Source organism: Pseudarthrobacter sp. TAF60_1, assembly GCF_052113505.1.
In the GTDB taxonomy this organism is placed as follows: Bacteria; Actinomycetota; Actinomycetes; order Actinomycetales; family Micrococcaceae; genus Arthrobacter.
Window position 1 is genome coordinate 194,045 of sequence record NZ_JBFRDI010000002.1, and the last position, 22,848, is coordinate 216,892.

At 65.7% G+C, this 22,848-nt stretch carries 21 protein-coding genes; 13 read left to right on the top strand and 8 right to left on the bottom strand.

The window, feature by feature from the left end; genetic code table 11:
• Positions 1–149: 149 nt before the first annotated feature.
• A complete protein-coding gene (locus tag AB4Y73_RS03165) occupies positions 150–1,412 on the bottom strand; it encodes an APC family permease (RefSeq protein ID WP_441868327.1) in 1,263 nt (420 codons plus the stop codon).
• A 110-nt stretch (positions 1,413–1,522) separates the two neighbouring features.
• Here AB4Y73_RS03165 and aspS point away from each other — a divergent pair, with 110 nt between their 5' ends.
• Positions 1,523–3,310, top strand: coding sequence for an aspartate--tRNA ligase (gene aspS / locus AB4Y73_RS03170; RefSeq protein ID WP_441868330.1), 1,788 nt, complete (start codon positions 1,523–1,525; stop codon positions 3,308–3,310).
• Between the two features lie 82 nt (positions 3,311–3,392).
• Positions 3,393–4,184 (top strand): GNAT family N-acetyltransferase, encoded by a 792-nt coding sequence (locus tag AB4Y73_RS03175; RefSeq protein WP_441868333.1) that lies wholly within the window; start codon positions 3,393–3,395, stop codon positions 4,182–4,184.
• Here the strand turns inward: AB4Y73_RS03175 and AB4Y73_RS03180 are convergent.
• From AB4Y73_RS03180 to AB4Y73_RS03205, 6 genes are all read right to left on the bottom strand, one after another.
• Positions 4,181–4,384 carry a hypothetical protein gene (locus tag AB4Y73_RS03180; RefSeq protein WP_441868336.1) on the bottom strand — a complete coding sequence of 68 codons (204 nt, stop codon included), beginning with the start codon at positions 4,382–4,384 and terminating at the stop codon, positions 4,181–4,183. The genes AB4Y73_RS03175 and AB4Y73_RS03180 overlap by 4 nt on opposite strands.
• A 25-nt stretch (positions 4,385–4,409) precedes the next feature.
• Positions 4,410–5,819, bottom strand: coding sequence for an MFS transporter (locus AB4Y73_RS03185; protein WP_441868339.1), 1,410 nt, complete (start codon positions 5,817–5,819; stop codon positions 4,410–4,412).
• 8 nt (positions 5,820–5,827) lie between these two features.
• Positions 5,828–6,157: a Dabb family protein gene (locus AB4Y73_RS03190; RefSeq protein ID WP_441868341.1), complete on the bottom strand. Its 330-nt coding sequence runs from the start codon at positions 6,155–6,157 to the stop codon at positions 5,828–5,830.
• Position 6,158: 1 nt separating this feature from the next.
• Positions 6,159–7,835 (bottom strand): FAD-dependent oxidoreductase, encoded by a 1,677-nt coding sequence (locus AB4Y73_RS03195; RefSeq protein WP_441868344.1) that lies wholly within the window; start codon positions 7,833–7,835, stop codon positions 6,159–6,161.
• 57 nt (positions 7,836–7,892) lie between these two features.
• Positions 7,893–8,654, bottom strand: a complete 762-nt coding sequence (locus tag AB4Y73_RS03200) for an SDR family NAD(P)-dependent oxidoreductase (RefSeq protein ID WP_441868347.1) — start codon at positions 8,652–8,654, stop codon at positions 7,893–7,895.
• Between the two features lie 120 nt (positions 8,655–8,774).
• On the bottom strand, positions 8,775–9,560 hold the full coding sequence (locus tag AB4Y73_RS03205) for an IclR family transcriptional regulator (protein WP_441868350.1): 786 nt from the start codon (positions 9,558–9,560) through the stop codon (positions 8,775–8,777).
• A 145-nt stretch (positions 9,561–9,705) separates the two neighbouring features.
• Here AB4Y73_RS03205 and AB4Y73_RS03210 point away from each other — a divergent pair, with 145 nt between their 5' ends.
• From AB4Y73_RS03210 to AB4Y73_RS03235, 6 genes are all read left to right on the top strand, one after another.
• Positions 9,706–11,457 (top strand): FAD-dependent oxidoreductase, encoded by a 1,752-nt coding sequence (locus AB4Y73_RS03210; RefSeq protein WP_441868353.1) that lies wholly within the window; start codon positions 9,706–9,708, stop codon positions 11,455–11,457.
• Between the two features lie 12 nt (positions 11,458–11,469).
• The gene (locus AB4Y73_RS03215) at positions 11,470–12,237 is read left to right on the top strand and encodes an IclR family transcriptional regulator (protein ID WP_441868356.1); all 768 of its coding nucleotides are present in this window, start codon (positions 11,470–11,472) and stop codon (positions 12,235–12,237) included.
• A 167-nt stretch (positions 12,238–12,404) separates the two neighbouring features.
• Entirely contained in the window at positions 12,405–13,679 is a 1,275-nt protein-coding gene (locus tag AB4Y73_RS03220) for a cytochrome P450 (RefSeq protein ID WP_441868359.1), read from the top strand.
• The gene (locus AB4Y73_RS03225) at positions 13,672–15,000 is read left to right on the top strand and encodes an NAD(P)/FAD-dependent oxidoreductase (protein ID WP_441868362.1); all 1,329 of its coding nucleotides are present in this window, start codon (positions 13,672–13,674) and stop codon (positions 14,998–15,000) included. Before AB4Y73_RS03220 ends, AB4Y73_RS03225 begins: the two co-directional genes overlap by 8 nt.
• Positions 15,001–15,009: 9 nt before the next feature.
• A complete protein-coding gene (locus tag AB4Y73_RS03230) occupies positions 15,010–15,333 on the top strand; it encodes a 2Fe-2S iron-sulfur cluster-binding protein (RefSeq protein ID WP_441868365.1) in 324 nt (107 codons plus the stop codon).
• Between the two features lie 124 nt (positions 15,334–15,457).
• Complete coding sequence (locus tag AB4Y73_RS03235; RefSeq protein WP_441868368.1) at positions 15,458–16,255, top strand: dioxygenase family protein; 798 nt, start codon at positions 15,458–15,460, stop codon at positions 16,253–16,255.
• 13 nt (positions 16,256–16,268) lie between these two features.
• On the opposite strand, the gene AB4Y73_RS03240 is transcribed toward AB4Y73_RS03235, so the two are convergent.
• Positions 16,269–16,958 carry an acVLRF1 family peptidyl-tRNA hydrolase gene (locus tag AB4Y73_RS03240; protein WP_441868371.1) on the bottom strand — a complete coding sequence of 230 codons (690 nt, stop codon included), beginning with the start codon at positions 16,956–16,958 and terminating at the stop codon, positions 16,269–16,271.
• Between the two features lie 59 nt (positions 16,959–17,017).
• On the opposite strand from AB4Y73_RS03240, the gene AB4Y73_RS03245 reads away from it, so the two are divergent.
• From AB4Y73_RS03245 to alaS, 5 genes are all read left to right on the top strand, one after another.
• Positions 17,018–18,433 carry a replication-associated recombination protein A gene (locus AB4Y73_RS03245; protein WP_441868374.1) on the top strand — a complete coding sequence of 472 codons (1,416 nt, stop codon included), beginning with the start codon at positions 17,018–17,020 and terminating at the stop codon, positions 18,431–18,433.
• 203 nt (positions 18,434–18,636) lie between these two features.
• Positions 18,637–19,263 carry a 30S ribosomal protein S4 gene (rpsD, locus tag AB4Y73_RS03250; RefSeq protein WP_190988295.1) on the top strand — a complete coding sequence of 209 codons (627 nt, stop codon included), beginning with the start codon at positions 18,637–18,639 and terminating at the stop codon, positions 19,261–19,263.
• A 145-nt stretch (positions 19,264–19,408) separates the two neighbouring features.
• Positions 19,409–19,783: a DUF948 domain-containing protein gene (locus tag AB4Y73_RS03255; RefSeq protein WP_164199570.1), complete on the top strand. Its 375-nt coding sequence runs from the start codon at positions 19,409–19,411 to the stop codon at positions 19,781–19,783.
• An 18-nt stretch (positions 19,784–19,801) separates the two neighbouring features.
• Positions 19,802–20,047, top strand: a complete 246-nt coding sequence (locus AB4Y73_RS03260; protein WP_441868379.1) for a DUF6167 family protein — start codon at positions 19,802–19,804, stop codon at positions 20,045–20,047.
• Positions 20,048–20,163: 116 nt separating this feature from the next.
• Positions 20,164–22,842 carry an alanine--tRNA ligase gene (gene alaS / locus AB4Y73_RS03265; RefSeq protein WP_441868382.1) on the top strand — a complete coding sequence of 893 codons (2,679 nt, stop codon included), beginning with the start codon at positions 20,164–20,166 and terminating at the stop codon, positions 22,840–22,842.
• Positions 22,843–22,848 lie beyond the last annotated feature (6 nt).

Below are 22,848 nucleotides of genomic sequence, written 5' to 3' on the forward strand. Positions count from 1 at the left end.
GCATGGTTGGTGCCCGCGCCAGCACCGCATGGTTTGTGCTGACCTACCTGCTGGGACGCAGTCACGTCCGGGTGTACGGCGGCTCTTGGGCCGAATGGGGAAAAATGGCGGCAACGCCTGTGGACTCCGGATGGCCGGCCGGGGGCACACTACCGCAGCCGGAGCACCACAAACCGGACTGCGGCGCCGGCGGCCAGGATGGCGGCCATCCCCAGCACGGACGCCGCCGGCAGCGTGAAAGCAAGCAGCAGGCAGCCGCCGAAACCGGCCACGTTCAGCCACTTGGGTGCGTGGGGCGGGTGGGTCTCCAAGGTGAAGGCGGCAGCGTTGGTGACGGCGTAATAGATCAGCACGCCGAAGCTGGAGAACCCCACCACGGTCATCACGTCCGTGGTCACCAGAAGCAGGATCACGACGGCGGCCACGGCGAGTTCCGCCACGAACGGCACCGGGCGCCGGCCCCCTACGCGGGCCAGCGGTGCCGGCAGGTCCCGCTCCCGGGCCATGGCCAGGGTGGTCCTTCCCACTCCGGTGATGAGCGCCAGCAGGGCTCCGAGGCTGGCGGCCGCCGCACCGGCCTGAACCAGCGGAGCTCCGGCGGCGAGCTGTGATTGCAGCACAGCGTCCAGCAGCGGGACGTCGGTGGCGGCAAGGAGGCCGTCCGGCAAATGGCTCTGGAGCAGCAGCGCCAGTCCCAGGTAGATAACAAAGGCGGCGGCCAGCGCAGCGAGGATTGCCCGTGGAATGGTCCTCGCCGGATCCTTGACTTCCTCGCCCAGCGTGGCAATCCGGGCGTAGCCGGCAAACGCGAAAAACATCAGGCCGGCGGCTGGCAGCACGCCCCCCAGCCCTCCTGCAGAATGCCCTCCTGTACCGGGCCCTCCGGCACCCGATGCAGCGCCCGCAGGGTGTGGCCCGAGGACGGCAGCCACCGCCACAAAAACCAGGGTGGCCAGGACAAGGCACAGGAGGACCCGGGTCAGCAGTGCGGTCCGGGTGATGCCGAACATGTTCACGACCGTGAGCGCAACCACGGCCGCGACAGCAACAGGAACGGCATAGTCCGGGGCCACATAGTGGCCGAAGGTCAGTGCCATGGCTGCGCACGACGCCGACTTCCCGCTCACGAAGCCCCACCCGGCAATAAAACCGGGCCATTCGCCCAGCCGCTTCCGGCCATAGATGTACGTGCCGCCGCTGGCAGGATACCGCGCCGCCAACTCCGCAGACGCTACGGCGTTGCAATAGGCCACAGCGCCCGCGACCAGGACGGCCAGGACCAGGAAATTCCCGGCCAGCCCCGCGGCCGGGGAGAAGACCACAAAGACCCCGGCGCCCAGCATGGAACCGAGTCCGATGGAGGTGGCGTCAAACACGCCGAGCCTCCGTTGAAGCTGTTGATGCGGGTTCATGGGGGAGCGGGACCTTTCCAGCGGGTAAACTCGAACGGGATTGTTCCCGGAACGATCCTATGCATCTTTAAGTCTTAGTTTTCCTGCTGTCTCCTTCAGAAAGGCGTGCTGTGCTGCGCACACATGACCTCGGATCCCTTCGCTCCGAGCACATTGGACAAACCGTAACCCTGGCCGGCTGGGTGGGCCGCCGCCGCGATCACGGTGGAGTTGCCTTCGTGGACCTCCGCGATGCGTCCGGCGTGGCCCAGGTTGTGGTCCGTGAGGAAGAGGTCTTCCACGGTCTGCGCAATGAGTACGTCCTGCAGGTCACCGGCACCGTTTCCCAGCGCCCTGAGGGCAACGAGAACCCGGCCCTCGCCACCGGCTCCATCGAGGTCATGGCGGACAAGGTGGTCATCCTGAACACCGCGGATCCGCTGCCGTTCCAGATCGATGAGCACGTTGAGGTGGGCGAGGAAGCCCGCTTGAAGCACCGCTACCTGGACCTGCGCCGGCCCGGCCCTGCCCGCAACCTGCGCCTGCGCTCCGAAGCCAACCGGGTTGCCCGCGAACTGCTGCACCAGGACGGTTTCGTCGAGATCGAGACGCCCACGCTGACGCGTTCGACGCCGGAAGGCGCCCGTGACTTCGTGGTCCCCGCACGTCTGGCCCCCGGATCCTGGTACGCCCTGCCGCAGTCCCCGCAGCTTTTCAAACAGCTCCTGCAGGTGGGCGGCTTTGAGAAGTACTACCAGATCGCGCGCTGCTACCGCGATGAGGACTTCCGCGCGGACCGCCAGCCGGAGTTCACCCAGCTGGACATCGAGGCGAGCTTCGTGGACCAGGACGACATCATTTCGCTGGGCGAAAACATCGTCAAGGCACTGTGGAAGCTGATCGACGTCGAAATCCCGACGCCCATTCAGCGCATCACCTACGCAGACGCGATGGCACGGTTCGGCTCGGACAAGCCTGACCTTCGTTTTGGCGTGGAGCTCACCGAGCTTACCGAGTTCTTCAAGGACACCAACTTCGGCGTCTTCAAGGCTCCCTACGTCGGTGCTGTGGTCATGCCCGGCGGTGCTTCCCAGCCGCGCCGCACCCTTGACGGCTGGCAGGAATTCGCCAAGCAGCGCGGCCACAAGGGCCTGGCGTACGTCCTCTTCAAGGAAGACGGCGAACTGGCTGGCCCCGTTGCCAAGAACCTGACCGACACCGAGCGTGCCGGCCTGGCCGACGCCGTTGGCGCCCAGCCGGGCGACTGCATCTTCTTCGCCGCCGGCGAGAAATCAGCAGCCCGCGCCCTCCTCGGTGCTGCCCGTGTTGAGATCGGCCACCGTACCGGGCTGATCAACCCCAGTGACTGGGCTTTCTGCTGGGTGGTTGACGCCCCCATGTTCGAGCCGGCCGCGGCGGCTGTTGCCTCCGGTGACGTGGCCGTTGGGGCAGGCAAGTGGACGGCCGTGCACCACGCCTTCACTTCACCCAAGCCGGAATTCCTGGATACCTTCGACAAGGACCCGGAATCGGCCCTGTCCTACGCTTACGACATTGTCTGCAACGGCAACGAAATCGGCGGCGGATCCATCCGTATCCACGAACGTGACGTGCAGGAACGCGTGTTCGAACTGATGGGCCTGGACCGCGAAGACGCCCAGACCAAGTTCGGGTTCCTGCTGGAGGGCTTCAAATTCGGCGCCCCTCCGCACGGCGGAATCGCCTTCGGCTGGGACCGGGTGGTGGCCCTGCTGGCGGGAGTTGAGTCGATCCGCGACGTCATCGCGTTCCCGAAGACCGGCAACGGCTACGATCCGCTGACCCAGGCTCCGGCGCCCATCACCGCGCAGCAGCGCAAGGAAGCCGGCGTGGACTTCAAGCCGCAGGCAAAGTCGGAAGAGCCCAAAAAGGCCGAGTAATCAGGCCAATACTGGCGAGGCCCCCGGTTCGAACTGGTCCAGTTCGAACCGGGGGCCTTTCGCATCTGAAAGGTGGTTAGCCATGGGTGCCCCGCCGCTGCATGAGCTGGAGATTATGATGGACGCCGCCTGGCGTGCTCCGGACCGTTCGGAATCCAATGGGTGGGTTCTGCGTGCGGCGTCCGGCGTGACGCAGCGCGCCAACTCGGTCTGGGCGCGGGAACCGGGCAGCGATTCCCAGGCGCAGCATGCTGCGCTGCGGGCTGCGAGGCTCTGGTACCGGGACCGCCGGCTGCCGCTGATCTTCCAGGTGTTCGACGATTCCCGTTCGGCCGACCTTAACGCTGTTCTCGATGAGGAGGGCTTTACACGGCAGTCCGAGACGGTGATCATGAGCCGAGGCCGCTCCGCCCCGTACGAAGCTCCGGATCCGACTCCCGCGGTGGAGATTTCGCAACTGCCGTCCGAAGAATGGCTGCAGTTGTGGTGGAGCGTCGACGGCCGGGGCGGCCCCGCCGAACGTGAGGTGGCCCGCGCCGTCCTCACCGGCTGCCCGTCGGTATACGCGCTGGTGAGGTCCGACGACGGCGTTCCCGCCGCCGTCGGACGGCTCGCCCTTCCGCGCGGTGCTGCAGCATCCGGAGGCATCTACTGCATGGCCACCCGTCAGGATGCACGCCGCCGCGGCCTCGCCGGACGTGTATTGCAGGAGCTGCTTTCCCAGGGCGCCCTTCACGGCGTCGGCGGCTATTGGCTCCTGGTGACCGCGGCAAACCACGGCGCCCGGCAGCTCTACGCCGGCGCCGGTTTCCGGGAAGCGGGCCGCTACCTCTACAGGCAGGACCGGCCGAAACGGCATCTGACTGGCTGCTAGCCATCCTCAGACGCGTAGTGCAGTCCGATCCACGCCGACGCAGTCAGGGTGCCGTCAGCGGGATTGTGTGCCGCCGGGCCGGTCATCTCCAAGGTTGAGCGGCCTGGCGGCGGCAGGGGGTGACGGATGGACGGCAGTCCGGAAACCTGGATCGGCCAGTGGCTGGGGTACTTGTTGCGGTGGTTGGTTGCTCTGGACATGCCGGTTTCCTCTCGGGGGAAGGTCTCAGGGGATCGGTGCGCCGGCCCGGGCGGCAGACAGGTCCTGCTTCTCCGCGGCCAGCCTGTCGCGCCGCAGCGCGAATCCCTTAAGGTAAGGGGCGCCGAGTTCCGCAATCGGCGTCCTGAACGTCTCCCGCGAGTAGAACACCGAGGCCGCCGCGATCAGCATGCAGACCGTGGCGAAGACGGCAACCGGAATCCAGCCTGTGACGCCGGGGGTGAGGAGCATGCCGGCGATCATCGGTGCAAAACCGGCCAGGACGAGTCCCAGCTGGTTGCCCAGGGCCATGCCGGTGTACCGCACCGGCGCGGCGAACTGCTCCGCGAAGAACGAGGGCCAGATGCCGTTGAAGCCCGAGTAGAGCACCGTCATGTTCAGGAACGCGGCGAGGAAGACCAACACGAGGTTGCCGGAGGCCAGCGCCAGGAAGTAGAGGAAGATCGTGACCGAGCAGCCGATTGCAGCCGTGAGCATCACCGGACGCCGTCCAATCCGGTCCGACAGCCTGGCGGCGAGCGGCATGGCGACCATTGACAGCCCGATGGCCACGGCATTCACGGTCAGGATGGAGGCGCGGTCAAAGCCTGCGGTGGACGTGGCGTACGCCAACCCGAAAACGGTGAATATGGTCTGCATGACGGACATGATGGACATGCCCACTACCCGGGCCACGTCAGCGCCCTGGAACTTAAGTACGTCCTTGACGGGCATCGGGGCCACCTGGTCCTTTTCCTGGGCTTCCTCGAAGACTGGAGTCTCATCCAGGTGGGTGCGCACCCAATAGGCAATGGCAAGAACCACGATCGAAAGCCAGAAGGGGATACGCCAGCCCCAGGCCATCATGGCGTCCTGCGGCATGGCTGCCACGGGAATGAAGACGAGGGTGGCTAGCACCATGCCGGAGGCATAACCGGTCATCACGAAGCTGGTGAAGAAGCCGCGCTTTCCTTCCGGGGAGTGCTCGAGGGTCAGGGCCGACGCGCCGGCCGATTCCGCGCCCGCGGAGAAGCCCTGCGCCAGGCGGCCGGCCACGAGGAGGATCGGGGCCCAGATGCCCACCTGCTCATAGCCGGGCAGGAAGCCGATGCCCAGTGACGACAAACCCATGATGCCCAGGGTGAGCAGCAGGATCTTTTTGCGGCCCAGCTTGTCACCGAAGTGGCCCATGACCAGGCCTCCCACCGGACGGGCGACGTAGGCCACGCCGAACGTTGCGAATGCACTGATTAGTCCGATCGCGGGGTCGGCTGTCGGGAAGAAGAGGTGCGGAAAGACCAAGGCGGCGGCGGTCCCGTAGATGAAGAAGTCGTAATATTCCAAGGTGCTGCCGAGGAAGGACGCCAGGGCGGCCTTGCCCGGCGTCTTGCGCTGGGTTGGGGATGCTGTGGCTTGGGTTGGGGATTCGGACTGCATGGTTCTCCTCAAGACGTCGGTGTCTTAGTGGAAGCCTGCTGGGGAGCCTCCAGGTGGAAGTCCACCGAGAGGATCTGCTGGCTGTTGGGGAACGAGAACGCTTTGAGCGGCTCGTGGAGCGGATGCGTGTTGTAGACCGCGATGTCCTCGACCGTTTCGAAGTCGGCCACGATGGCGTAATCGAAGGAGCGTTCGGTGTTGAGGACGTCTGTTCCGTGGGTGAGGCTAAGCATGCCGGGGATGTTCCCGGTCATCCTGTTGAGTCCGGCGATCCAGGCCTGCTTGTCTGCAGGCGGAAAATCCGGTTTGAACTTGAACAGCACCGTATGCCGGATCATCTCAGGCGCCCACCAGTTCTGCCGTGGATTCGGTCTGTTCAGCCGGGCTGTAGTCCGCGGACTGGCCGGCGATGGTCCTTCCGGCGAGGTAGCCCATGGTCATGATCGGTCCGAGGGTGGCACCAGCGCCGGGGTACCCGGCTGCGTAGGCGTTCTCGGTCGTGTTGCCGGCGGCATAAAGGCCCTCGATGGGGCGGTTGTCCACATCGAGCACGCGTGCCCGGCCGTCAGTGGCCACGCCGCCGTTGGTGCCAAAGGCCCCGTTGACTACCTCCATCGCGTAAAACGGTCCAGTCTGCAGAGGACCCAGGGACGGGTTCGGGTACTGGTTGTCGGTGTCACCCCAGTACTTGTCGTAGGCACTTTCGCCGCGGCCGAAGTCCGGGTCTTCGCCCTTGACCGCAAACGCGTTGAAGCGGTCCACCGTTTCAACGAGGTTGTCCGCAGGAACGTTGATCTTCGCCGCCAGTTCCTCCAGCGTCTTGGCTTCCACAAGGTAGCCGGGGGTAGGCTGTCCGGCGCGGTGGGCCAGGATGCCGTAGCGCTCCATGTAGGCGTGGTCCACAATCACGTGGGCAGGAGTATTGAGTGTCTGGTTGTTGGGGGAGTCCCAGGACTGCAGGCTCCGGGCGAGGTCGTTGTAGTTCTGGGACTCATTCGCGAAACGGCGGCCATGGCGGTTCACCATGATCGATCCCGGACCCTGGCGCTCGAAGCGCAGCAGGGTGCCGATCGGCTGGCCGTCACGGGCGTCGCCGGTGACAGACATCGGGGCCCACCAGGCTTCGCGGGTGCCGCGGGTCTGGCCGCCGATCCGCTGCGCCATCCGCAGGCCGTCGCCGGTGTTGGAAGGCGGCGAGCACATCGTGTACAGCCGCGAGGCGAGCATCGAGTCGGCCAGTGCCTTGTCCCATTCGAAGCCGCCAGTGGCGAGCACCACGCCGTCGTTCGCCAGGAACGTTTCCCCGGTTTCAAGTTCGACGCCGGTCACGCGGCCGCCGTCGGTCAGCAGCCGGTGTCCGCGGGCCCCGGTGGCGAGCGCTGCACCGTCGCGGACCAGGCTGGCGAGCAGCATGGAGACGAGGGCCTGGCCCTTCGCCACCAGGCCATCGGCCTGTCGTTGGGACAGCGCGTCCCACGGGAACTTGGTGAAAGCGCCCCAGTTTTCATATTCCTGCATCGTGAACGGCGCCCGGCCGTCGCTGCGCACGTGTTCCTTCAGGTCGCCCAGTGCTTCCCGGCTGTTGAACAGTTCCGGCTCCACCGTGCGGCCGCCTTCCACGGCGCCGGGCAGGTCCTGGCGGTAGTCGGGGAAGTTGTCGAGGAAGATGAAGCCGAGCCCGCACTCCTCTTCGACGAAGCGGAGCATCTGGTCCCCGTACGCCAGGGCCGCGTCCAGCAGTTCATCGCGGCCGCGACCCCGGGCCACCGCGCGCACGTATTCCGCCGCCGCTTTCTTGGAGTCCGTGATGCCGGCCCGGCGGGCATGATGGTTGTCCGCCACCCACAGCATGCCGCCGGAGACTGCTGACGTGCCGCCCAACAGGGCACTTTTTTCGAGGACCACGACAGACTTGCCCGCGCGGGCTGCCGTAGCCGCCGCGGTGAGGGCGCCGGCCCCGGAACCTAGAACGACGACGTCGTAGCGTTCGGATGCGCTTCCATGGACGAATTTCATCAGGGTGTTGCCTTTCGGGAGTAACAAAGAAGAGGGGAATCGGCGCGGAGGGCCGGATCAGACGGCAGTGTAGCCGCCGTCGATCACGAGCTCGGAGCCCGTCGTAAAGCGGGACTCGTCGGAGGCCAGGTACAGCACCCCGTAGGCGATCTCGTCCGGCTTGCCCTGCCGCGGCAGGGGATTCGAACCGACCAGCTGCTTGTAGTAGGCCTCGGGCCCGATCTCGGACTGTTCGGCCGAGCGGCGGCTCATCCGGGTGTCCATGGAACCGGGGTGGATGGAGTTCACCCGTACGCCGTGGCTTCCGTACGCGGCCGCGTCAGACTTGCTCAAGAGCCGGACGGCGCCTTTGGTCGCGTGGTACAGCGGCACGCTCCGACCGCCCGTGATGCCGTGGATGGAGGAGAAGTTGACGATGCTGCCGGCGCCTTTTTCGATCATGCCGGGGACCACGTACTTGGTCATGAGCCAAACGCCCTTGACGTTGACGTTGAAGATCGTATCGAAATCGGTCACCGACGCCGTGTGTGATGCTCCCGCAGGCCCGATGATTCCGGCGGCGTTGACCAGGATGTCCGGAGTTCCCAGTTCGTCGCGGACCCGGCGAATGGCGTCCGCGACGCTCTCCTCGCTGGTGACATCCACGTCATACTCGTTGATGTTGGCGTGGGAGGCGCCGGCAGGGATGCCGGCAACGTCCAGGCTGGCGACTATTGCGCCGTGTTCTGCCAACAGTGCGGCAGTGGCGCTGCCCAGGTCGCCGCGGCCGCCTGTGACGATGGCTGTTTTGCCGGCCACGCGGTTCGCTGTGGTGTTCATGTGGTCTGCTCCTCTACTCCTGCAGCCTCATCGCTGCGTCCCAGCCAGAGTGGCAGGAAAGGTGTGATTGGAACCACATGATTACCGATGATCGGAAATAGCCGAATCCAGGGGTCCTGCTCAGTGACTTTGGCGCAGGGTGCCCTTCAGCTCGCCACGCCAGCCGAGGGCCCGCGAGATTCCCCGCGCCGAAGCCATCAGCACGGGTACCCGGGCGGCTGCATTCTCCTCGTTGCGGGGGACCACCACGCTAAGCGCCGCGCCGATTGCGTTGTCCGGCCCGAAAACGGGGACGGCGATACCGCTGGATTCGGGAACAATCACGCCAGGCATGGCAGCAAAGCCGCGCTGCCTGATCCCGGCCAGATGACGGCGCAACTCGGACGGGTCGGTCAGTGTCGTTTCCGTGAACTTCGGCAGGGGCCGGGCGAGGAAGCTGTCCTGATAGGCAGCGGGGGAGTGCGCCAGGAGGACCAGGCCCGACGACGTCGCGTGGAGCGGCAGCCGGCCCGCAACTTTGGTGATGTCCACAATGGTCTTATCGGAACCCAGGCGCTCGATGTACAGCACCTCGTCCGAGTCCAGGATGCCCAGCGTGGTGGAGTGCTGCACTACGGCCTGGACGTCCTCCATGAACGGCAGCGCGGCCTCCCTCAGGCTAAGCGTCTTGGACCCCCGCGAGCCCAGTTCCCACATTCGGGTGCCGATATGGATGTCGCCGCCGGGCTCCCGTTCGAGCAGCCGTTCCTGGAGCAGGTCATTGACCAGCCGATAGGTGGTGGTGACCGGCAGCCCGGTCCTGCGCCCGAGTTCGGCGACGCTCATGGAACCATGGCGGTCGTCGAATGCGCTCACGATCTTTACGAAGCGGCCGATGATCGACTCGCCCGATGCGGAATTGGCCACATTGCTCCTTCGATTCCCGCTCAATGGTAATCCGACTCCCCGACGGCGGCGCCACCCGGTCTACTGGGGGTTTAGCTTTCCACCCGGCCGCGGCAATGATGCGGGCCGACTGATTGGAGCAGGATTTATGAGCAAGGCAACAACCATGAGCGAATCACCCGTCGACGCCACAGCAGTCTGTGATGTCCTGGTCATCGGCTCCGGCGTGGCCGGGATGGCCGCCGCCATAAAGGCAGCCTCACAGGGGCTCAGTGTGATCGTTGCGGAAAAGGAACAATACTTCGGCGGGACCACTGCCATTTCCGCCGGCTGGGCGTGGGTCCCTGGCAACAGGCAGGGGGTGTCGCAGGGAGATACCCGCGAGGACGCCGAGACCTACCTGAAGAACCTCGCCCCGGACACGTTCAATGAAGCCGGCGTCCGGGACTTCCTGGACACGGTCCCGGAAGCGATCTCCTTTTTCGAGAATGAAACCGAGGTGAAATTCACCTATCCGGAAAAGTCCCCGGACTACCAGATGGACCTGCCCGGGGCGAAGCTTTCCGGCCGCGCCGTCCTGCCGCAGGATGTTGACGCACGCGTCCTGGGGGATAAGCGCCTGTTGATGCAGCCGTATATGAGTTCCTACACCGTGTTCGGCTACATGCCCCAGGTGGGCCCGGATATCAATGAGTTCTTCCACGTGAACCAGTCAGTCAAGTCGTTCGTTTATGTGGCGAAGAAGCTGTTGCGCACCTGGGCAGACGCTGCCCGGTACAAGCGGCCCGTCCTGCGTTCCAACGGCAATGCCCTGATGACCCGCATGGTGAAGAGCGCCGATGACCTGGGTGTGCGGCTGTGGAAATCTTCGCCCGCGCTCTCCCTGACCAGGGACGACGCCGGAAGCATCACCGGGGCGGTCCTCGGCGGAGAGCACGCCACCACGGTCACAGCACGGCTGGGCGTGATCCTGGCCGCCGGCGGCTTCTCCGGTAACAGGGAACTGCGGCGGCAGTATTTCCCGCACGACGCCGACGGGGACGACCACTTCACCCCGACAGTGGGCCACGGCGGGGACGCCGCAGTCCTGGCGACGAGCGCCGGCGGCCACATCGATGACTCCGTGTTCAGCGTAGGCTCCTGGGCCCCGGTAACCGTGTTCAAGTACCTGAGCGGCAAGGAGCGGCTCTTCCCGCACCTGCGGGCCATCGGCCTGCCGGGCCTGATCGCCGTCGACCGTCATGGGAAGCGGTTCGGCAACGAGGCGCTCAGCTACCACGACTTCGGCGGCGCGATGATCGCCCACAACCGGGACGAGGACAAGACGTACGGCTACGTTATTGGTGACGCAAAGACCATGCACAAGTACGGCATCGGTTATGCCAAGCCCTGGCCCATGCCCCGCGGCTATTTCTACCGCACCGGGTACCTTGTCAAGGGCAAAACGCTTGCTGAATTGGCCGGAAAGCTCGGCATCGACGCGGCGGGCCTCGCCGCCACCGTCGCGGACTTCAACCCGGCGGCGGAGCGGGGCGAAGACCCTGCCTTCGGACGCGGTTCCACCCTGTACAACCACTTCCGCGGCGACCTGGAGCACAAGCCGAACCCCAACCTCGCCCCGGTGGGCAAAGGCCCCTACTACGCCGCGAAAATCCAGATGGGCGATCTGGGCACCTTCGCCGGAATCGGCGTCAACGAACAGTCGGAAGTTGTCACGCCCGAGGGAACGGCAGTTCCCGGCCTCCTGGCCGTCGGGGCGGCAGCAGTGAGCGTCTTCGGCGGCGGTTACCCGGGTTACGGCTCCCACATCGGGCCGGCCCTCGTGTTCGGCTACCGGGCTGGCCGGGACATCGCCGCCCTGGCCGCCGGCCGGGACGACGCCCGCGGCGCCAGCGTCGCAGCGGGCCAGGTAAATTAGCCGGAGGCGTCCGTGGCAAACTCCTCATCCGGTGAATCGGTGATCAGCCGCGTCGTGCGACTGATGAGTGCGTTCGACCGGGACCTGCCCACCATGACGCTCTCGGGCCTCGCCCGCCGCGCGGGCCTGCCACTGACAACGGCCCAGCGGCTGGTCAGTGACCTGGTCCTGCACGGACTGATAGAGCGGTTGCCGGACGGCAACCTGCGTTCGGGGATGCGGATGTGGGAGTTGGCCTCGCGGGGGTCGCACGCGCTGAGTCTTCGCGAGCTGGCACTGCCGTTCCTGGACGACGTCCAGGCGGCCGTGCACCAGCACACCACCCTGGCGGTGCTCGACCATGGGACGGTGCTTTACGTGGAGCGCCTGTCCGCGCCTGAATCCAGTCTGAACGCAGCCCACATCGCCCAGCGGATGCCGATTCACGCATCGTCCTCGGGCCTGGTGCTGCTGGCTTTTTCCCCGCCGGCATTCCAGGACGAAGTGCTCTCGCGCCCCCTGGCCGCCGTCACGCCCGAGACCATTACCGACCCGTTAGTGATCCGGAAGCATCTGGCAGAAATCCGCCAGCGCGGCTACGTGGCCCTGCCGGGCATCGGCGTGACGGAATGGACCGGCATCGCCGTGCCCGTCTTCGGCCCCGGCAACGCCATCGCGGCGGCCCTGAATGCCATTGTGCCGCGGCACGAAGCCGCCGTTCCTTTGAGAGTGCCAGCCCTGCTGACCGCTGCCAACGGTGTTTCACGGGCCTTGAAAGCCGCTCCGGCGGCCCGGCGCTAGGAATTCCACGCGTCGGCGCCGGGTTGCCAAGCCGGAGCCGGGGCCGGAGTCTTTCGCACCCGATGAACGGAAGTCCTCTGGGACCGGCCGGTGAAGGCTCGGCATTCTTGATTGAGACGTAATTCACGTCGGAAAACTCCGAAAGAAGGACAACGATGTCTTCTGCCATGACTGAGGTTTCAGCAGCACCAGCTTCAAGGGACCTTCACGTCCAGTCTGCAGGCCTGCCCCCGTATTCGCATGACTTGAGCTGGCCCGAGGGCATGGCCCCGTTCAAAGTGGTCGACGACGGGACCCAGGGGGACCCCTACGCCCACTACGAATGGATGCGGGAAAACGCCCCCGTGCTACGCGCTTCTTCGCCTGTATCGGACGTGTGGTTCATCTCCCGCTACGACGATGTCCGCAAGGCCATGCGGGCTCCCAAAATTTTCTCCTCCCAGGTTGTCGACCCGGTTCCGCTGACCTTCCTGACTCTCTTCGACGCCCCCAACCACACTCGCCTGCGCCAGGTCGTGGCGCAGGCCTTCATCCCGAAGGCGATTGCCCGCTTCGAGGACCGCGTCCGCGAAAACGCCGAGAAGTACCTGGCACCGATGCTTGCCGCCCGCGGCGGAGATGCCGTGGATGACTACGCCATCCCACTCAGCATGTCCACCATCAGCTCACTGCTGGACGTGCCGGCCGAGGACTTCGAGAAGATGAAGTTCTGGTCCGACGAAACCTTCAGCTATTTTGGCCGCCTGGCCCGCAACGCCCAGGGTACCGGCACCGACGAACAAAGCACCTTCGAATTCTTCGCTTACCTGAAAGACACCATGGAGCGCCTGTACCGGGAGGGCAGCGAATCCGTGGGCGGCCACATTGCCCGGATGTGGAAGGACGGCCTGCTCAGCGAGAAGGAAGCCAAGGAACTCTGCGCCTTCGTCTTTGTCGCCGGCCACGACACCACCACCATCCTGCTGGCCAACGCGTTCCGCGTCTTCAGCGAGCAGCCGGAACTGCTGGACCGGATCCGCCGCAACCCCGCGGACGCGAACCTCTTTGTTGAAGAACTTGCCCGCTACCGCGGCACCGTGCAGCGGGCGAGCCGGATCACCACCGAAGCCGTGGAGGTGGCCGGGGTGACCATCCCGGCCGGTGGCATCGTCCGGCTGCTGCCTGCCGCCGCGAACCGGGATAGCAACAAATACCCGGACGGCGAGCGCTTCGATATCGACCGCAATACCGACGGCCATCTCGGCTTCGGCCACGGCGTCCACAGCTGCCTTGGGGCCCCGCTTGCGCGGTTGGAGGTGGTGGTGACCGTGAAACTCCTTGCAGAGAAGCTGGGATCCCTCTCGCTGGACCCGGGCAAGCCGATCGAATATGTGCGCGGAAACAACCTGACAAACTCGGGTCCGGAACACCTCCACGTCCTGTTGGAGGGGTCCAATGCGTGAGCAGACAGTGATCCAGGGCGACATGGCCCGCCACTCATCAGCAGCCACCGCGCCTGTGGTGATCGTGGGGGCAGGGCATTCCGGCGTCGCGGTGGCCGCAGGACTGCGGTCCCGCGGTTGGGAAGGCGGCATCCTGCTGCTCGAAGCGGAGACGGAGACGCCCTACGAACGGCCCCCGCTGTCCAAGGAACTCCTGAAGCCGGACGCGCCGGATGAGTCCGCTGTGTTGCGCAAGGAGAAGTTCTACCAGGATAAGAACATCGACCGTGTTGCCGGAACCGCCGTGGAATCGATTGACCGGCAGGGCCGGACGGTACTGCTCTCCGACGGCACCAGCCACACTTATCACCGGCTCGTCATCGCCACGGGTTCGAGGGCCAGAGACCTCACAGTACCCGGAGCGGGCCTGGCAGGGGTGCAGGCGCTGAGGACGCGCGAGGACGCCCTCCAGCTCAAACGGCTTCTGGTGACCGGGGCCCGCGTTGCCATCATCGGTGCCGGCTACATCGGTCTGGAAGTGGCCGCAGCCGCAGCCGCAAAAGGCTGCGAGGTTACCGTGCTGGAATTCCAGGACCGGGTGATGAGCCGGGTGACCTCAGAGCCGGTATCGCGTCACTTCGAAAAGCTCCATGAAGCGCACGGAGTCCGGTTCGTCTTTGGTGCAGCGGTAACGGCAATCGAAGGCGGCCGGCGCGCCGAAGGCGTGGTCACCGCCGACGGCTCGGTATTCCCCGCCGACGTCGTACTGGCCGGGATCGGTGTCGTCCCCAACCAGGAACTGGCCGCCGAAGCCGGACTTGAGTGCGCGGACGGCATCCTCGTGGACGACGACGGGCGGACCTCCGACCCCGCAATCTATGCCACGGGCGACGTGACGCGCTTCACGAGCCCCGTTGACGGCGCCAGCCAGCGCCTGGAGTGCATCCAGAATGCGCAGGCGCAGGCGGACCGGGTTGCCGCCCACATCACCGGCCAGCCGCCGGCTGTACCGGAAATCCCCTGGTTCTGGACCGTCCAGCACGGTGTCCGGCTTCAGACTGCCGGCGTGCGCCACCCCGAAGACGACGTGATCGTGCGCGGCGACCCGGCCGGCCGAAGTTTCTCCGTGACATATCTCCGCGATGGCCGCCTTGCCGCCGTGGACACCATCGCGGGCCTGGCAGACTTCCGGCCGGCCAGAAAACTGATCGCCACTGCGGCACGGATGGATCCGGCATTGGTGGCCGATCGTGGCGTCCCCCTCACGGACGCCATCCTTGACCCCTCTGATCCCAATGACCGGCACCGCACCGACCCTGCCCTTGCCGCAGCCCACATCTAAGGAACCGTTATGAGCAACAACAAACTCACTGTCATTGACCGCGAAGGCTCCACCCATGATCTCGAATGGGAAGAGGACCAGACGCTGATGGAGGCGCTGCGTGACAACGACCTTCCGGTCCTCGCCTCCTGCGGCGGAACCGCATCCTGTGCAACGTGCCACGTCTTCCTGGAGAAGGAGGTCTTCGACACCCTGGCTGACCGCAGCGAGGACGAGCTGGAACTACTCGTCGAGGCCGAAGGTTACCGGGAATGCGGCTCCCGGCTCTCCTGCCAGCTGGACTTCAGCCGGGAACTCGACGGGCTGAAGGTCACCCTCGCCCCGGAAGAATAGGTGCTGCGCTCAAGACGCATCCGGGCGGCCCTGGGCAACAAAACCTTGGAACGCAGGGGGTGGTCAAGCATCGCGTGGACGTTTTTTACTTGAATGTTCAACAAAAGCGGAGTATGCTGTTTTTATGACTCAGACACTTGGCCAGCCCCCGGTCCTCTTCCTCAGCCACGGTGCGCCGCCGCTTGCCGACGACGCTACCTGGACCCGGCAGCTGCACGATTGGTCCGGCACTTTCAGCAAGCCCAAGGACATTCTGATGATCTCCGCGCACTGGGAAAACGCCCCCGTGACCCTCAGCGCCACCCAGCGGGATCCTGGCCTTATTTATGATTTTGGTGGCTTCGCGCACAAGTACTACGAGGTCAAGTACAACGCTCCGCAGGCGCCCGGGCTCGCCGCGGAAGTGGAGCGGCTGGTGGGTGGCCATGGCCACCATGTGGAGCGTGATGAGAGGCGCGGGCTGGACCACGGCGCATATGTGCCACTCAAGGAACTGTTCCCGGAGGCAGACGTCCCCGTCGTCCAAATGTCCATGCCCACCCTCGATCCGCAGGGTCTGTTTAACCTCGGCATGTCGCTGGCGCCGCTGCGCGAACGCGGAACGCTGATCGTCGGCTCGGGGTTCACCACGCATAACCTGCGCTGGTTCAACCCTGCCGGCGGGCCGGACAGCGCTCCGCCTGCGGCCTCGAGCGAGTTTGACCACTGGGCTGAAGAGGCCATGGCACGGGGGGATGTGGATGGGATCCTGGACTTCCTGAACAAGGCCCCGGCTGCCCGCCAGGCACACCCGCGCAGCGAACACTGGGCGCCGCTCTACGTTGCCCTCGGCGCAGCTTACGGATCCGGAGAACTGCACGCGAAGACCGCGATCGACGGGTTCTGGTACGGGCTGTCGAAGCGGTCCTGGACGCTGACCTAGGAACTGTTCGGCCCTACCTGGGGGCGTCGGCCACCTGAACCCGCACTGAGCACGCAGCGGCCGCGGCCTTCTTGAGGACAGAGCCTTTGGGATCAGCCACGTCCAGGAATGCCAGCCGGGAAAGCCCGGCGTACGGCCGCAGGGCAGGGTGGTCCAGCACCAGGCCCGCCAGGGTCCGGTCACCGCCGGGAGCGAGGTACTCGATCGGATGGCCACGAAGGATCGCCGCCGCCTGCGCTGCGACCTTCTCCACCAGCTCATCGGCCCGGTTGGCGCGGCGGCGGGCGAACCGCTGCTGGGACTGGCCGCCCGCGGCGGTCCGGCCTTGCACGTACCGGGAGCCGGTTTTGGACGCCAGCACAGCACCTTCCCGCGCCACTGCAACACCGTAGCCGCCGCGCCGCACCAGTACCAGGCCCGCCGTCCGGGGCTGGCCGGCCACTGACGCCAACCGCTCCAGGGGATCGCCGCCACGTCCGGGACGTCCGTCCGGCGGCCAAGGCGCCTGGAGTAGCGCGGCGGTGCCGTCGGCCGCCAGCAACCGCAGGCCGTCGTCGTCCTCGCTGAGCCGGAAGCCGCCGTGCGCGGCGCCGAAGCGCTCAACCCACCCCGAGAGTCGGCCCGCCGGCACAAAAGCGGTCCGAACGGACCCTTCACGTGCTGACCCGGCCCCGCTGACGTCGTCGGCGCTGTGTGCGGTCATGGCCGTCCCCCTGGTGAGCGTGCGGATGAGTGGTGCAGAACTAGAAGTAGCCTATCTATGTGGATGATCTCTTCGGCCAGGTGCCCGGCAATGACGACGACGACAGTAACGAGCCGTCGTCCGCTGACCGTGCCGCGGCAAGCCGGAGCGCGGCGCAGCGCAGTCCGTTGGCGGTCAGAATGCGGCCCCGCACTATTGACGATGTGGTGGGCCAGCAGCACCTGCTCGGCCAAGGCTCACCCCTGCGGCAGCTCGCCGCCGGCACGGACGCTGTGGGACCCGCCGGCCCCAGCTCCCTGATCCTGTGGGGACCCCCCGGGACCGGCAAGACTACGCTCGCCCATGTGATCGCCAAGGGGAAAGGGCGGAAGTTCGTGGAACTGTCCGCGATCACCGCAGGCGTCAAGGACGTCCGGCGCGTGATGGACGAGGCCCTGACCGCGCGCGACCTCTATAAGACCACCACTGTGCTGTTCCTGGACGAGATCCACCGCTTCAACAAAGCGCAGCAGGACGCCCTGCTGCCCGGTGTGGAAAACCGCTGGGTGGTGCTCGTGGCGGCAACCACGGAGAACCCGTCCTTTTCGGTGGTCTCGCCACTGCTGTCCCGTTCCCTGCTGCTGACCCTGAAGCCATTGACGGACGCGGACATTGAAGGGCTCGTGCAGCGTGCCGTGGCGGATGAGCGCGGGCTGAACGGCAAAGTGCAGCTCAGTGCCGAAGCGCTGGCCCACCTCGTCAGGCTGTCCGGCGGCGACGCGCGGCGTGCCCTGACTGCCTTGGAAGCAGCCTCCGGCGTTGCCTTCGGTGACGCAGACGACTCCGATGACGACTTGCCGGTATCCATAGAGCTCAAGCACACCGAGCGCGCACTGGATGTGGCCGCCGTGCGCTACGACCGGGCGGGCGATCAGCACTACGACGTGGCCAGCGCCTTCATCAAGTCAGTCCGCGGGTCCGATGTGGACGCCGCCCTGCATTACCTCGCCAGGATGCTGGAGGCGGGGGAGGACCCCCGCTTTATTGCCCGGCGCATTGTGATTTCCGCCGCAGAGGACGTGGGGATGGCGGACCCCACCGCATTGCAGACGGCCGTCGCGGCTGCCCAGGCGGTGCAGCTCATCGGGATGCCCGAAGGCCGGATTGTCCTGGCCGAGGCGGTGGTGCACCTCGCCACCGCGCCAAAGTCCAACGCGGCCTACATGGGAATCAACAAGGCCATCGCTGACGTCCGGGCGGGACTGGGCAACGGTATTCCGGCGCACCTGCGCGATGCGCACTACCCGGGCTCAAAGCAGCTCGGGCATGGCAAAGGCTACAAATACGCCCATGATGCACCGCATGCCGTGGCCACTCAGCAGTACCCGCCGGACGACCTCGTGGGCCGGGACTACTACGAACCCACCGGCAACGGCGCGGAGCGCGACATCGCCGTTCGTCTCGAACGGCTAAGGAAGATCATCCGCGGTAACTGAACCCGAGTGCGGGAGTGCCGGCCAACCCTGCTAAGATGGTTCGTTGTCTGGCAAGGCACGGACGCAATCTCCCACATCTTTCAGTAATTACTGCTTCATGTTGGGGTAGCACTGTGCCCAGTAGCAAAAGGCAGCGGTTGGCCGATGCTCTCCATCGTGGAGGCCAGTAACACTGACACACCGCAGATATTGGAAGGACACAAGTGGCTAACAACACTCGTGCTCGCCGTACAGCACGCCTCTCGCGTGCACTCGGCATTGCTCTGACCCCCAAGGCCGCCAAGTACATGGAGCGCCGCCCGTACGGCCCCGGCGAGCATGGCCGTGCCCGCAAGAAGCAGGACTCCGACTACGCCGTACGTCTGCGCGAAAAGCAGCGTCTGCGCGCCCAGTACGGCATCCGCGAAGCCCAGATGACCCGTGCCTTCGAAGAAGCACGCCGCACCAAGGGCCTGACCGGTGAAAACCTGATCGAACTGCTCGAAATGCGTCTCGACGCCCTCGTGCTGCGTGCCGGCTTCGCCCGCACCATCGCCCAGGCCCGCCAGCTGGTTGTACACCGCCACATCATGGTTGACGGCATCCGCGTTGACCGCCCGTCCTTCCGCGTTGGCGAGGGCCAGTTGGTCCACGTGCACAGCCGCAGCGAAACCATGGTTCCGCTTCAGGTTGCAGCAGCCGGCGCGCACCGCGACGTCCTGCCCCAGGTTCCGGCCTACCTGGACGTCAAGCTTGACGCCCTGCAGGCACGCCTGGTCCGCCGCCCGAAGCGCTCCGAGGTTCCCGTAACCTGCGAAGAGCAGCTCGTCGTCGAATTCTACGCACGCTAAATCCCAGCAGCGCATCCAAAGAAGCCCGTGGCAAGCGCCACGGGCTTCTTTGTATGTAAGGTACTTGTGGGACATCTGCGGAACGCGTGAAGGCAGCGTGCGCGGTGGGAAGAGATCCACGTCAGTTTCAAGGAGATGAACGTCTATGTCTGGTGGCGATATTGCCGGCCTGATCGCAGCCGGAGTGTTTGCACTCCTCGTGCTGCTGCTCGCGGTACCCATCCTGAAGCTCGGCAGCGTATTGGAAGAAATACGGACTTCCATCCGATCCATCAGCGACGGCGCCACGCCCCTGATGGACGAAGTCACCGCCACGGTAACCACCACCAACCAGCAGCTGAAGAAAGTGGACGGCATCGCCTCCAACGTTTCCGACGCTTCCGCGAACCTCTCGGCCCTGTCCTCCCTCGTTGCCGCAACGGTGGGCTCGCCGCTGATCAAGGTGGCAGCGTTCAGCTACGGAGTCCGCACCGCCCTCGCCAACCGCAAGAAGCCCGCGGCCGGCCGCCGCAGCCGCTAGCCACCGGAAGAACAGAACATGAAACGACTTGTCTGGATGGGAATCGGCGTCGCGATCGGAGTCATCGCGTTCCGAAAGCTCACTGAAGCCCAATCAAACCTTGGGCCCGAGGGCCTGAACCGGGCCGTGGGCCGGCTGGCCGACGGCCTCTACGACTTCGCGGACGCTGTCCGGTCCGGAATGCACGAGCGGGAAACGGACCTCCGCACCGCACTCGGCGTCGAATCCCCGGCCGTTTCCCCGCAGGATGCGGCCCGGCGCTAAAGGCCGGAAAAACGCGAGAGAATTAAACCAGCGGTTGCGGCTTGCCCGAACTGCTGCCTGTATCAAACCGTCACGCATCACAAACGTGTGACCCAAGAAGGGTATGTAATCAGCTCATGAAGTCGCAGGAGATCACCAAGCGCTGGATCGACTTTTTTGTCAGCAAGGGACACACCGCGGTGCCATCCGCCTCCCTGGTTTCCAGCGACCCCTCCCTGCTGTTCACCGTCGCCGGCATGGTCCCTTTCATTCCCTACCTGACCGCCCGCGAAGAAGCACCCTTCTCCCGGGCCACGAGCATTCAGAAGTGCATCCGTACAGGTGACATCGAGGAAGTGGGCAAAACAGCCCGCCACGGCACGTTCTTCCAGATGTGCGGCAACTTCTCCTTCGGCGATTACTTCAAGGAAGACGCCATCAAGTTCGCCTGGGAACTGCTCACCACGAGCGTTGACGACGGCGGGTACGGCCTTCCGCCGGAACTCCTGTGGGTCACTGTCTACCAGGAGGACGACGAAGCCCGGGACCTGTGGCTGAAGAACACCGGCGTCCCCGCCGAGCGGATCCAGCGCATGGGCAAGGCTGACAACTACTGGCACACCGGCCAGCCCGGCCCCGCCGGCCCCTGCTCGGAAATCTACTACGACCGGGGTCCCGCCTACGGCGTTGAAGGCGGCCCGCTCGCGGACGAGAACCGTTACGTCGAAATCTGGAACCTCGTCTTTATGCAGTACCAGATCGACAACGTCCGTTCCAAGGACGACTTCGACATCGTCGGTGAACTGCCGAAGAAGAACATCGACACCGGGCTCGGCATGGAACGACTCGCCATGATCCTGCAGGGCGTCGAGAACATGTACGAGACGGACCAGGTCCGCCCCGTGATCGACAAAGCAGCCGAGCTGTCCGGCCGGGAGTACACCTCCGCCGAAACAGCGGACGATCCCCACCACACGGACGATGTCCGAATGCGCGTTGTGGGCGACCATATCCGTTCCGCCCTGATGCTGATCGCCGACGGCGTGACGCCCTCGAACGAAGGCCGTGGCTACGTCCTGCGCCGCCTCATCAGGCGTGCGGTGCGTTCGATGCGCCTGCTCGGCGTCGAAAAGGCCTGCCTGCCGGACCTGCTGCCGGCCTCACGCGACGCCATGAAGGGCGTCTACCCGATCGTCGAGACGGACTTCGACCGCATCAGCCGGATCGCCTACGCCGAAGAGCGGGCCTTCCTGCGCACCATTGCCTCGGGCACTGCCCGCCTGGAGGATGCTGTAACGGTGTCCAAGGCTGCCGGCGCCCCGCTGTCCGGCGCCGACGCGTTCGCGCTGCATGACACCTACGGCTTCCCGATCGACCTCACCCTGGAGATGGCTGAAGAAGCCGGGCTCAAGGTGGACGAGGCCGGTTTCCGCGCCCTCATGCTCGAACAGCGCCAGCGCGCCCAGGCTGATGCCAAAGGCAAAAAGGGCGGCCACGCCGACCTCACTGCCTACCAGGAGATGCTGGGTGAGGGCGAGACCGTTTTCATCGGCTACGAAGAGCTCGACGGCGAGTCCCGCGTCCGTGGCCTCCTCAGCGGCGGCCAGCGTGTTGCCCACGCCACTACCGGCGACGAAATCGAACTTGTCCTTAACGAAACGCCGTTCTATGCCGAGGCCGGCGGCCAGTCCGCGGACACCGGGCTCATCACCGGTGACGGCTTCGTCGTCGAGGTGCTGGACGTTCAGCGCCCGGTCAAGGGCCTGAGCGTGCACAAGGCGATCGTTCGTGAAGGCGAGATCGCCTCCGACGCCATGGTGCGTGCCGCCGTCGACCGGGAACGCCGCCATGCAGCCGAGCAGGCCCACACGGGCACCCACATCGTCCACGCCGCCCTGCACCAGATCCTTGGTCCCCAGGCCACGCAGCGTGGTTCCTTTAACAAAGCAGGCTACCTGCGCTTTGACTTCGCGTGGGGCGAAGGACTCAGCACGGCCACGCGCTCGGAAATCGAAGAGGTGTCCAACCTGGCCATCCGCAACAACTTCCGGGTGGACACGAAGGTGATGGCCCTGGCCGAGGCCAAGGCACTCGGTGCCATGGCCCTGTTCGGTGAGAATTACGGTAGCGAAGTACGGGTTGTGGAGATCGACGGCGCCTGGTCGCGTGAACTGTGCGGGGGCACCCACGTCTCCAACACGTCCCTGATCGGCAGCCTGTCATTGCTCGGCGAGCAGTCAGTCGGCTCAGGAAACCGCCGTGTCGAAGCCTTCGTTGGCATGGACGCCTTCCGCCATCTCGCGGCCGAGCGCGCCCTGGTGACCGAGCTGACCGAGATGCTCAAGGTACCGTCCGGCCAGCTCGCCGACAGGATCGCCAGCACGCTGAACAAGCTCAAGGCCACGGAGAAGGAACTGGACCGCCTCCGCAAGGAGCAGCTCACCGCAGCAGCCGCCAACCTCGTGGGCACCGCCCAGGACGCCGCCGGCATCCGGGTCATCGCGCACGACGCCGGCCCGATCGGTGGTGCCGATGACATCCGCAACCTTGCCCTCGACCTGCGCAACCGGCTCGGTTCCGAAGCAGCCACCGTGGCAGTGGCCGGTGTCAGCAACGACCGCCCCATGATCCTGGTGGCCACCAACGAAGCCGCACGGGAAGCCGGGGTGAAAGCCGGAGCCCTGGTGCGGCTCGCGGCCGGCATCCTCGGCGGCGGCGGCGGTGGCAAGGATGACGTCGCCCAGGGTGGCGGCACGGACGCCACCAAGGTCGGCCCGGCGCTTGCCGCCGTGGTGGACGCTATTTCCCGGCGCTAAGGAACC